The organism is Streptomyces sp. NPDC048734 (genome assembly GCF_043198675.1).
In the GTDB taxonomy this organism is placed as follows: Bacteria; Actinomycetota; Actinomycetes; order Streptomycetales; family Streptomycetaceae; genus Streptomyces.
In genome coordinates this window covers 242,258-252,260 of the sequence record NZ_JBICUZ010000011.1, presented here as the reverse complement: position 1 = coordinate 252,260, position 10,003 = coordinate 242,258, and the positions used below count along the sequence as shown (strand labels likewise).

Annotated in this window: 10 protein-coding genes and 1 pseudogene; 5 read left to right on the top strand and 6 right to left on the bottom strand. The window is 72.6% G+C overall.

The features are described from left to right. Nucleotides 1-120: 120 nt before the first annotated feature. Nucleotides 121-1,671, bottom strand: coding sequence for a DUF4331 domain-containing protein (locus ACGFQC_RS27180; RefSeq protein WP_363089310.1), 1,551 nt, complete (start codon nt 1,669-1,671; stop codon nt 121-123). 205 nt (nt 1,672-1,876) lie between these two features. Between ACGFQC_RS27180 and ACGFQC_RS27175 the strand changes: the two genes are divergently transcribed. The 3 genes from ACGFQC_RS27175 (at nt 1,877) to ACGFQC_RS27165 (ending at nt 3,636) form a co-directional block, all read left to right on the top strand. Beyond that, entirely contained in the window at nt 1,877-2,419 is a 543-nt protein-coding gene (locus ACGFQC_RS27175; RefSeq protein WP_363089309.1) for a sigma-70 family RNA polymerase sigma factor, read from the top strand. Beyond that, nucleotides 2,416-3,234, top strand: a complete 819-nt coding sequence (locus tag ACGFQC_RS27170) for an anti-sigma factor domain-containing protein (protein WP_363089308.1) — start codon at nt 2,416-2,418, stop codon at nt 3,232-3,234. The genes ACGFQC_RS27175 and ACGFQC_RS27170 overlap by 4 nt, the downstream gene beginning before the upstream one ends. Before the next feature lie 126 nt (nt 3,235-3,360). Next, a complete protein-coding gene (locus ACGFQC_RS27165) occupies nt 3,361-3,636 on the top strand; it encodes a hypothetical protein (protein WP_363089307.1) in 276 nt (91 codons plus the stop codon). Nucleotides 3,637-3,645: 9 nt separating this feature from the next. Here ACGFQC_RS27165 and ACGFQC_RS27160 read toward each other — a convergent pair whose 3' ends face one another. From ACGFQC_RS27160 to hmgA, 5 genes and pseudogenes are all read right to left on the bottom strand, one after another. Then, complete coding sequence (locus tag ACGFQC_RS27160) at nt 3,646-4,866, bottom strand: CaiB/BaiF CoA-transferase family protein (protein WP_363089306.1); 1,221 nt, start codon at nt 4,864-4,866, stop codon at nt 3,646-3,648. A gap of 104 nt (nt 4,867-4,970) precedes the next feature. Next, nucleotides 4,971-5,078, bottom strand: a pseudogene (locus ACGFQC_RS27155) (IS200/IS605 family transposase); the annotation flags it as partial. Between the two features lie 132 nt (nt 5,079-5,210). Next, nucleotides 5,211-6,350 (bottom strand): type ISP restriction/modification enzyme, encoded by a 1,140-nt coding sequence (locus ACGFQC_RS27150; RefSeq protein WP_363089305.1) that lies wholly within the window; start codon nt 6,348-6,350, stop codon nt 5,211-5,213. Nucleotides 6,351-6,362: 12 nt separating this feature from the next. Then, on the bottom strand, nt 6,363-7,112 hold the full coding sequence (locus ACGFQC_RS27145; protein WP_363089304.1) for a GntR family transcriptional regulator: 750 nt from the start codon (nt 7,110-7,112) through the stop codon (nt 6,363-6,365). 27 nt (nt 7,113-7,139) lie between these two features. After that, a complete protein-coding gene (gene hmgA / locus ACGFQC_RS27140) occupies nt 7,140-8,459 on the bottom strand; it encodes a homogentisate 1,2-dioxygenase (protein ID WP_363089303.1) in 1,320 nt (439 codons plus the stop codon). Between the two features lie 160 nt (nt 8,460-8,619). Between hmgA and ACGFQC_RS27135 the strand changes: the two genes are divergently transcribed. Further along, on the top strand, nt 8,620-9,351 hold the full coding sequence (locus ACGFQC_RS27135; protein WP_363089302.1) for a nuclear transport factor 2 family protein: 732 nt from the start codon (nt 8,620-8,622) through the stop codon (nt 9,349-9,351). Beyond that, the gene (locus ACGFQC_RS27130) at nt 9,348-9,962 is read left to right on the top strand and encodes a TetR/AcrR family transcriptional regulator (protein ID WP_363089301.1); all 615 of its coding nucleotides are present in this window, start codon (nt 9,348-9,350) and stop codon (nt 9,960-9,962) included. Before ACGFQC_RS27135 ends, ACGFQC_RS27130 begins: the two co-directional genes overlap by 4 nt. Nucleotides 9,963-10,003 lie beyond the last annotated feature (41 nt).

The window sequence follows — 10,003 nt, the reverse complement described above, 5'->3', positions numbered from 1 at the left end:
GGGGCTCCGCCCCGACTCCCTCCTCCGCCTCGCGAGGCTCCCCCACCGCCCGAAAGGCGCGGGAGGTGCCCCCGGCACCGGACCCCGCTCCCTGATCCGGCCCGGTCCAGACGGAAGACCCTAGCCCCGGTACGCCCGTCGGCCGTGGCCGCCGCTCGTGCGGCGCCACCACATCAGCCCGCCGCCGATGAGCAGGATCCCGGCCGCGCCGGCGCCCGCCGAGGCGGCGATCACGGTGGTGTCCGTCCCGGACGTGGTGCCCGCGGGCCGGAGCGCGTCGCCGAGCTGGTTGCGGACGTCGTTGCCCGTGCTGACGCCCTTGGCGAGCGGGCCGCGTGAACCCTCGGTCGGCAGCGCGACGTAGGGGAAGGCCTTCTCGAAGTGCTTGTCGTTCTTGTCGACCGCGTCACCCAGGTCGTTCTTGGCGCCCAGCAGTTCGCCCTCGACGACCTGCAGCGAGGCGTCGATCACGTCGTCGGTGAGCCGGCGCCCGTTCGGGAAGCCCGCGTTGTCGCCGTCCAGCACACCGAGCCGCTTGGGGGAGGCGGTCGGCTTGATGGAGGTGTTGAGGCGCAGCTGCTCCGAAGGCGTCACGTTCGGCGGCTGGTTGAGCCCCTTCACGCCCTTGAGGAACACGTCCACCAGGTCGTTGCGCGGCTCGGCGGGCGCCTTGATCTTGTAGATCGCCTCGATGAGTTTCGGCAGCTCGGGGTTGGTGACGTTCTTCAGGAACTGACCGTCGTCCTTCGGCTCGGACGCGTTGAACCTGTCCTTGTCCTTGATGGGGTTGACGACCTCGTTGACCAGCGGGCTGCCCAGCCGGGAGACCTGGGCGTAGTAGCCCTGCGCGTTACGGCGCTGGGTTGTCGACCAGACGCCCACGATCGGCTGGTGCTCGGACTCGGTGATCAGGTCCGTCGGCACCTGGAGGGCGATCGAGTTGACGTTGTAGCCCTTGAGCGTGTCGTTGCCGACCTCGGAGAGGTTCCCGCCGTACAGCAGGTCGAAGACGCGCAGGTCGAGGAAGAACGGGTCGTCGGCCTGGCCGGCGAAGGTCTGTGAACCGTTGGAGAGCTTGTAGACCGCCTGCTTGCGCAGCTTGGCGTAGTCCGGCATCGAGGCCTTGCCGACGTTCGACGGCGCCACCGGCACGTCGTCCGCGAGCTTGGTCGTGCGGACGGCCTTCCCCTTCCTCAGCTTGACCAGTTCGAGGTCGTACGTCTGTGTCACGTTCAGGTCGGGGTCGTCCAGGCTCTCGACCGCCCCGGTGTTGTACAGGAACGTCTTCTTGTTCTTCACATGCGTCTTGAAGGTGTAGCGGAAGAGCAACTCGCCCTGTGCGTCACCGTTGTTGTCGATGTGGATGTCGTACTGGGCGTCCTCCGCGAACGGGAAGAAGTTCGGGCCGCCGGCCGGCTCCTCGAACGGGGTCCAGTTCGCGACGATCGTCGTGGTATCCGGTTTGTCCGGACTCACGAAGGCGTACACGTCGGTGTTGTCGTACTGCGGGGTGCCCGAGATGAGCGGGGCCTCCCGGTGGCTGGAGGCGGCCGCCTCCCCGGGTGCCAGCGTGGCGACGCCGGCGGCCGCGAGACCCCCGGCGGCCAGTGCCCCGCATATGAGGGTCGCGACGCCCCTGCGTCCGGATCCGCTCCTGGAGATAGCTGTCATGCCGTCCGTCCTCAGTGCCAACTTGCCTGACGGACAGTGATACGGAATGGGGACGCCGACTGGATTGGTCGAAACCCAAAAACTTTTTCTTTCCTGCTCACCCGCTTTTTCGCCCCGGGAATCCGTACTCCTGCCGGAGGTGTGTGCGTTGCGAGTGCCTGGTACGACGGGACGGCCGGGATGCGGCCGCGGGGAGGGGGACCGGATGGAGGCGGACGAACTGCTGGTGCTCGTCGCGGGAGGCGACCAGAACGCGTTCGAACGGCTCTACGCCATCGTGTCCGGGCCGGTGTTCGGACTCGTGCGGCGCGTCGTGCGGGACCCGGCGCAGTCGGAGGAGGTCTCCCAGGAGGTGCTGCTCGAACTCTGGCGCTCCGCCGCCAGGTTCGACCCCCGGCGCGGCAGTGCGCTGTCGTGGATCCTCACCCTCGCCCACCGCCGCGCCGTCGACCGGGTGCGCAGCGCCCGTGCGGCCGGCGAGCGCGAGCAGCGCGAGGCGCAGCGCGCCCACCACCCCGCCTTCGACCAGGTGACCGAGGAGGTGGAGGCCGGTCTGGAACGCGAGTGGGTACGTCGCTGCCTCGACCGGCTCACGGCCCTGCAACGCCAGTCCGTCACCCTCGCCTACTACGACGGCTACACCTACCGCGAAGTCGCCGAGCGGCTCTCGCTGCCGCTGGGCACGGTCAAGACCCGGATGCGCGACGGACTCACACGGCTGCGCCACTGCCTGGGAGGTGCCGCGTGAGCGTCCTCGGTTTCCTCCGCCGCGAGGACCTGCACTCGCTGGCGGCGCCCTACGCCCTCGACGCCCTCGAATCCGGCGAGCGGCGCCGCTTCGAGAAACACCTGAGCGGCTGCGACCGCTGCGCCGCCGAGGTGCGCGCCCTGTCCGAGGACGCCGTCCGTCTGGCCTGGTCGACGGCCGCGCCGCCCCCGGCCGCGATGCGGGACCGGGTCCTGGCCGCCGTGCGCACGACACCGCAGGAGCCCGCGCGTGAGTCGTCACGGGAGCGCGCGCCCCAACTGCCGCCGCACGTCTGGGGCGTGCGGCCGCCGCCCGGACGCTCCCGTGCGCCCCGGGCGCGCCGCCCGCTGTTCGCGCCGTTCGCCACCGCGACGGCCGCCGCCGCGCTCGTCGTCGCCTCGCTCTTCGCGGTCCAGGCCGGTCGCACCCAGGACCAGCTCGACGCCGAGCGGGCCCGGGCACGTGAGATCGCCCACGTTCTCGCCGCTCCGGACGCCCGCGCGAGCACCGGCAAGGACGCGCGGGGCGGCACGATCGGAGTGATCGCCTCCGCTTCTGCGGGCGAGGCGGTCGTCACGTTGAGCGGACGTGACGGGCTGTCCGGCGGGCGGGTGCACCAGCTCTGGGTCATGCGCCCCGACGCGCAACCGCGCTCTCTCGGCCTCTTCGAGGGTGACGGGCCCCTGGTCGCCACCGGGCTCGAGCCCTCATCGACGTCACTCGCCGTGACCGTCGAGCCCGACGGGGGATCACCGCAGCCCACCACTCAGCCGGTTGTCCAACTCACCCTGGAATCGGTCGGATTCGGAGAGTAATGGTGGAGGGATCGTCAACCCCCTTACGGGGAAGGTGATTCCTGTGACCGCGATACACGTGTGCCTCGCCGGGGCGATAGGGTTACCCTGCCCGGGCCGGGTGGACTCGTACGGGTGGGGAGTGACATGGAACAGATAACGATGCGCAGCAGGGCGAGGGTCCCTGCGATCACGTGCGGGAGCAACGCGACCAGTTCGCGTCTCGACCGCCATCTCTCGGTGCTGGCGGGCCCCGCCATACCGCAGCGGGAGACGGTCGAGGCGACCTCCCTCATGCGGGAACTGACGTCGCGCGCACCCGCCCACCGCAGTCCGAGGGGTGCCCGGATCAGCGGGGTCTCGCTGTTCGCACCGCTGCGCCGACTGCGCCGTTCGCTGTTCGGCAGCAACAACAAGCACTGAGGCCCGCGCTCAGGAGGCCACACCGTCCCGGCGCAGCGCTGCGATCTCCTCGTCCGTCATCCCCACGGCACGCAGCAAGGCTTCGGTGTGCTCCCCGAGCGCGGGCACGGCCCCCATCCGCGCCTCCGTCCCGCCCGGCAGTGTGATCGGGGGCAGCAGCGCCCGCAACGGCCCGACCGGCGAGTCCACCTCCCGCCACCGTCCCCGGGCCGCCAGCTGCGGATGCCCGGCCACCTCGTGCAGATCCCGCAGCCGCGCGCACGCGATGCCCGCGGCCTCCAGGCGCGCCAGCGCCTCGTCGGCGTCCAGCGCGCCCAGCGCCCTCGCCACCAGCGCGTCGGTGCGCTCCCGGTGCGCGACCCGCGCCGCGTTCGTCGCGTACGCCGGGTCACTCCCCAACTCCGGCCGTCCCAGCACCAGTTCCGCCAGTCGACGCCACTCCCGGTCGTTCTGCACCGACAGCAGCACCCGCCCGCCGTCGGCCGTCGGATAGGCGTCGTAGGGCGCGATCACGGCGTGCGCGAGGCCGGTGCGCGCGGGGGCCGTGCCGCCGTGCATCGCGTGGTGCAGCGGATGCCCCATCCACTCGGCCAGCGCCTCCAGCATCGACACCTCCACCGGCCCGCCCCGCCCGGTCGTCCCGCGCCGCACCAGCGCCGCCAGCACGCCCGAGAAGGCGTACATGGCCGCCGCGATGTCCGCCGCGGGGATGCCCGCCTTCACCGGCTGCCCGGGCGTCCCCGTCACCGACACCAGCCCCGCCTCGCACTGTACGAGCATGTCGTACGCCCGCTTGTCCGCGTACGGCCCCGACGCGCCGTACCCGGAGATGTCGACCGCGACCAGGCGCGGGTGCGCGGCGCACAGGGTGGCGGCGTCCAGGCCGAGCCGGGCCGCCGCCCCCTGCGCGAGGTTCTGCACGAACACGTCCGCGTCCGCGACCAGCCGGCGTACGACGTCCAGGCCGCGCGGGTCCTTCAGGTCCAGCGCGATGGACTCCTTGCCGCGGTTGCACCACACGAAGTGCGAGGCGAGGCCGCGGGCGGCGGTGTCGTAGCCGCGCGCGAAGTCGCCGCCGTCGATCCGCTCGACCTTGATCACCCGGGCACCGAGGTCGGCGAGCTGCCGGGTGGCGAACGGGGCCGCGACGGCCTGCTCGACGGCGACGACGGTCAGGCCCTCCAGGGGCAGGGGCAGGGGCAGGGGTGGGGGCGGGGGCTGCTGGTCCATCCCTTGATCTTCGCAGGGAATCCCGGCCTTCAGGCCGGGCGGGAATGCGATCCTTGGTCCGGAGGCGCGAAGCGCCGGAGTTCTCCGCGTTTTCGTTCTGACGGTCAGGCCGGCCGCTTCTGGTGGTCGATGTAGTCCTTGTAGTCCTTGACGATGCTCAGTGGTGCGCCTCCGCAGGATCCCGCGAAGTACGACGGGGACCAGAAGACGGATCCGGTGCTGATCCGGTTGATCCGGCCGGTCCGCGCAGCTCAAAGAGATCCGGGCGTTCGACCCGGAGGCCGTGTTCGGGTTCGCGGTGGAGCGGGTGCTGGACGTCTTCGCGCCCAGGCCGTGAACACGTCCTAGAGGAGCGCCAACTGGCCCTCCGGGCCCTCCTCGTCCAGGGTCAGGACCGAAGCGGGGCGACGGGCCCGGTGCGGTACCGGCAGCACGCCCGCCGCGCGCAGGTCCGACGCCGTGACGCCGTCCGTCACCTGCAACTCCGCACGCTGGGGGAGGAGTTCCGCCAGCAGGGTCAACACCGTGATGAGTTCCAGGAGTTCCGAGGTCCAGGCCTGGGGCCAGGTGCGCGGGCGGAGGGCGGAGAGGGTGCCGGCCTCGCCGGGTGCCGTGCGGACCGCGCACCACCGCTCCAGGACCCGGACGCCGCCCGCCTCGAAGTCCCAGGCCCGCGGGGGGACCGGGGAGACGCGTCCCTCGTCGAGGTGGAGGACCTCCTCGCCGGGGTCGTAGCGGACGGTCAGGGGCAGGGCGGGGAGCGGGGCGCGGACGTAGGGGCGGCGGCCGCCGGGCAGCTTGGGGCGCTCGCCGTCGCGGCGCAGGAGCCGCAGCAGGCGGTGGCCCAGGGCGACGCCGCGGGACCACGGCCCGGGGTCCCGGGGGAGCGGGACCGTGAGGTCGGGACGGACGGCGGCGAGGGTCCAGGCGAGGAAGTCCAGCGGGTCGCGGGAGTGGCCGAGGTGGTCCAGCAGGCCCGGCGCGAGGTTGGGTTCCCCGCCGCCGGGGCGGCGGTACAGCGGACGGATCCGGCCGGCGCGGAGCATCGGGAAGCGGGAGGTCGCCAGGAGGTGCGGGGCCTCGGCCGACTCCACCACGAAGACCTGGTGCGCGTCCGCCACCCGCCACAGCTCGGGGCGGGCCGCGTCGATCAGCCGGTGGTCGGGGATGAGCCACTGCTCGTCGAAGGGGGCGGCCAGGACCCGGACCGGCTCGGGGCAGGGACCGGTGGCGCGGATCAGCCTCCCGGTGCCGGCGGGCCCGCCGGGCAGTTGTGCGACCGCGGTGTGCGCGGTGCGCGAGCGGGTCGGCTGGAAGAGGGCCTCGCGGTCCGCTCCCTCCGCCGCCAGCAGGCGGTCCCAACGGGCCCGCAGGGCCGCCGGATCGGGGGCCGTCGGCCACTCCCGGCCGAGCCGCGGCGGTGCGACCGACCACGGCATGAGGTCCGCCAGCGGCGGAGCTTCGTCGCGCGTCACGCGTGGCATCGTACGACGTGCTCAGTGCGCGTCGAGGGTGACCGTGAAGGAGAAGCGGTCGCCGCGGTAGTGGATGACGGCCACGTCCAGCGGGCGGCCGCCGCCGTCGTAGGTGACGCCCGTGTAGTGCAGGATCGGGCTGAGCAGCGGTATCCGGAGCAGCCGGGCGGTCTCCGGGTCCGCGAGGCGGGCCTCGACCGTGTCGGTGATCCGGCTGATGTCCGCCCCCACCACGTCCCGCAGCACCTTCGTCATCGGCCAGCGCACCAGGTCCTGCGGGTCGATCACCGCGGCGAGTTCCGGACGGACGTAGTTGCGGGCGTGGTTGGTCGGCTCGTCCGTCTTCTCGTCGCCGCGCAGCCGGTGGTACGTCGCCACCTCCGCCAGGTCCGGGAAGTGCTCGGCGACGTCCGCCGGGACCGGCGCCGAGCCGTGCGAGAGCAGCTCCGTCACCATGCCCGACTGCTGGGCCACGATCGCGTCGACCGAGCCCAGCAGCCTGACCGGGGCGCCCCGCCGGGCCGTCGGCTCGATGAACGTGCCGCGGCGGCGGTGCCGGGTGATCAGCCCCTCGTCCTCCAGCTCCTTGAGAGCCTGCCGCATGGTCAGCACGCTCACCCCGTAGTGCCCGGCCAACTGCTCCTCGGTGGGCAGCCGCAGGGGGTCCGCGGCCGAGCGGCCGAGTATCGAGGCGCGCAGCGACTGCGACACCTGGTACCAGAGCGGCAGCTTGCGGTTCAGGACGATCGAGTCCGGCGCGAAGGAGGTCACGGGGCCATCCGTACCTGGCGGGAATCCTCAGTGCAAGGGGCGGAAGTGGCGTTCGAGGCCCGACCACACGTCGTCGTAGCCCTGTTGCAGGTGGTCCGCGCCGGCCGCCTGCGGGGTGAGGGCGAGCGGCCACCGCGTCTCGAACATGAACGCCAGCCCGTCGTCGACCTTGTGCGGCACCAGGTCGGCCGCGCTGGCCCGGTCGAACGTCTCCCGGTCCGGGCCGTGCGCCGACATCATGTTGTGCAGCGAGCCGCCGCCCGGTACGAAGCCCTCCGCTTTGGCGTCGTAGGCCCCCTCGACCAGCCCCATGTACTCGCTCATCACGTTCCGGTGGAAGTACGGCGGCCGGAAGGTGTCCTCGCCCACCAGCCAGCGCGGCGCGAAGACCACGAAGTCCACGCCGGCCAGGCCGGGGGTGTCGGACGGGGACGTCAGCACCGTGAAGATCGACGGGTCCGGGTGGTCGTACGAGATCGTGCCGATGACGTTGAAGCGGCGCAGGTCGTAGACGTACGGGACGTGGTTGCCGTGCCAGGCGACGACGTCGAGGGGCGAGTGGTCGTAGGTGGCCCTCCAGAGGTTGCCGCAGTACTTGTTGACCACCTCCACCGGACCCTCGACGTCCTCGTACGCGGCGACGGGCGCGCGGAAGTCGCGCGGGTTGGCCAGGCCGTTGGCACCGATGGGGCCGAGGTCGGGGAGGCGGAACGGGGCGCCGTAGTTCTCGCACACGTAACCGCGGGCCGTCCCGTCGAGCGGTTCCACCCGGAAGCGGACCCCGCGCGGGATCAGCGCGACGTGTCCCGGCTCGGCGTGCAGCAGACCGAACTCGGTGCGCAGCAGCAGGCCGCCGCGCTCCGGCACGATCAGCAGCTCGCCGTCGGCGTCGCTGAACACCCGGTCCATGGGGGCGTCGGCGTGGTAGAGGTGCACGGCCATGCCGGCGCGCTGGGCGGCGTCGCCGTTGCCGCCCAGGGTCCACAGGCCCCCGAGGAAGTCCGTTCCCGGCGCGGGATCGGGGAGGGGGTTCCAGCGCAGCCGGTTCGGGTCCGGGACCGTGTCCGTGAAGGGGGCGGTGCGCAGAGCGCCGTTGTCCGTGCGGGTGAACGCCGGGTGCGCCGCCGAGGGACGGATCCGGTACAGCCACGAGCGGCGGTTGTCGGCGCGCGGCTCGGTGAAGGCGGAGCCGCTGAGCTGCTCCGCGTACAGGCCCAGGGGCGCGCGCTGCGGGGAGTTGCGGCCCTCGGGCAGGGCGCCGGGCACGGCCTCGGAGGCGTGCTCGTTGCCGAATCCCGTGAGGTACGTCAGTCCCTCTGCCGTCTTGCGTGCGTCCCCGCTGTCCATGCGTGCTCCCTCGACCGACGATTCCTCTGCATCACCGTAGGATTGCGGTTTCCCGGACGCAAGAGGTGCGCGGGTCCTCCTCTCGGAGGACGATCACGGGTGGCGAGAACCAGACCCTGGGGGGATCCCCGTGTCGTACCCGTGTTCTACGCTCCCGGGCATGTCGTGGACGCGTGGAATCCTGCCCGCGCTCGCGGTCTGTGTCCTGTCGGTGACCGGATCCGCGGGCTGCGGCACCAGTGGCGCGCCCGCGCCGGCCGGGCGGGAGAGCACGCTCTCGCCCTCGCCCGTCGGCACGGTGCTCGACGACACCGACGACGACGGGCGGCACTACCGGGAGATCGGCGGGAAGGGCGCGCCGCAGGTCGGTCTCGAGGTGGAGCCCGACGCGGAGGGCGGCTGGGACGTGCGCCTGAAGCTGCGTGGCTTCCGCCTGTCGCCGTCCGGTGCGGAGGCGGCGGTCAGCGGCCGCGGCATCGCCCGGCTCTTCGTGGACGGCTCGCCCCTCGCCGACCTGCGCGACCCCTCCTACCGCATCCCCGAGGGCTACCTCGCGCACGGCACCCACCAGGTCACCGCACGGCTGTACGCCGACGACGGCACGGTGTGGGCGGTCGACGGGAAGCCGGTGGAGAGCACGGCGGACATCACGGCCTCGGAGCCGGAGCCGGAGCCGGAGCCGGAGCCCGAGACGGAGCCCGAGACGGAGCCCGAGACGGAGCCCGAGACGGCGCCGGAAAGGGGAACGACGGAGCCGGAGCCGGGCGCCGGCTCCGGACCGGGGGTCGCGGACGGCGCGGGCGCGTCGTCCCCCGCCGCGTCGAGTGCACCGGGCACCTTTCTCCGTACCCAGGGGCGAGGTTCACCTGACCACGGCGGAAAGGCATCATGAAGCCCGTGCCCCACGCGACATCGCTCCGTCGCGCGCCCGTGCAGCGGCGCAGCGCCGAACGGCTGACCAGAATCCTCGACGCCTGCGCCGACCTCCTGGACGAGGTCGGCTACGACGCGCTGAGCACCCGTGCCGTCGCCCAGCGGGCCGGCGTCCCCATCGGGTCGGTCTACCGCTTCTTCGGCAACAAGAAGCAGATGGCCGACGCGCTGGCCCAGCGCAACCTGGAGCGGTACGCCGAGCGCGTCACCGAGCGGCTGCGGGGCGCCCGGCAGGGGGACTGGCGGGCCGCGATGGACGCCGTCCTCGACGAGTACCTGGCCATGAAGCGCACCGCGCCCGGCTTCTCGCTCGTGGACTTCGGCAACCAGATCCCGGTCGGCTCGCGCGCCGAACCCAACCACCGCGTCGCCGACCGCCTCACCGACCTGCTCTCCGCCTACCTCGGCCGCACCCCCGACGAGGACCTGCGACGCGCCTTCCTCATCGCCGTGGAGACCGCCGACACCCTCGTCCACCTGGCCTTCCGGGTGGCGCCCGAGGGCGACCCGAAGGTCATCGAGGAGACGCGGGAACTGCTGCGGGCGTATCTGGGGCGCGTGCTGGACTGACGCGTCCGCCGGATCGCGCGGGCCGGGGCCTCCCCAGCATG

What these genes read in the sequence shown, in the direction of transcription:
- ACGFQC_RS27160 (WP_363089306.1), bottom strand. Translation starts at nt 4,866, where the DNA reads ATGGACCAGCAGCCCCCGCCCCCACCCCTGCCCCTGCCCCTGCCCCTG.
- hmgA (WP_363089303.1), bottom strand. Translation starts at nt 8,459, where the DNA reads ATGGACAGCGGGGACGCACGCAAGACGGCAGAGGGACTGACGTACCTC.
- ACGFQC_RS27130 (WP_363089301.1), top strand. Translation starts at nt 9,348, where the DNA reads ATGAAGCCCGTGCCCCACGCGACATCGCTCCGTCGCGCGCCCGTGCAG.
- ACGFQC_RS27165 (WP_363089307.1), top strand. Translation starts at nt 3,361, where the DNA reads ATGGAACAGATAACGATGCGCAGCAGGGCGAGGGTCCCTGCGATCACG.
- ACGFQC_RS27175 (WP_363089309.1), top strand. Translation starts at nt 1,877, where the DNA reads ATGGAGGCGGACGAACTGCTGGTGCTCGTCGCGGGAGGCGACCAGAAC.
- ACGFQC_RS27180 (WP_363089310.1), bottom strand. Translation starts at nt 1,671, where the DNA reads ATGACAGCTATCTCCAGGAGCGGATCCGGACGCAGGGGCGTCGCGACC.
- ACGFQC_RS27135 (WP_363089302.1), top strand. Translation starts at nt 8,620, where the DNA reads ATGTCGTGGACGCGTGGAATCCTGCCCGCGCTCGCGGTCTGTGTCCTG.
- ACGFQC_RS27150 (WP_363089305.1), bottom strand. Translation starts at nt 6,350, where the DNA reads ATGCCACGCGTGACGCGCGACGAAGCTCCGCCGCTGGCGGACCTCATG.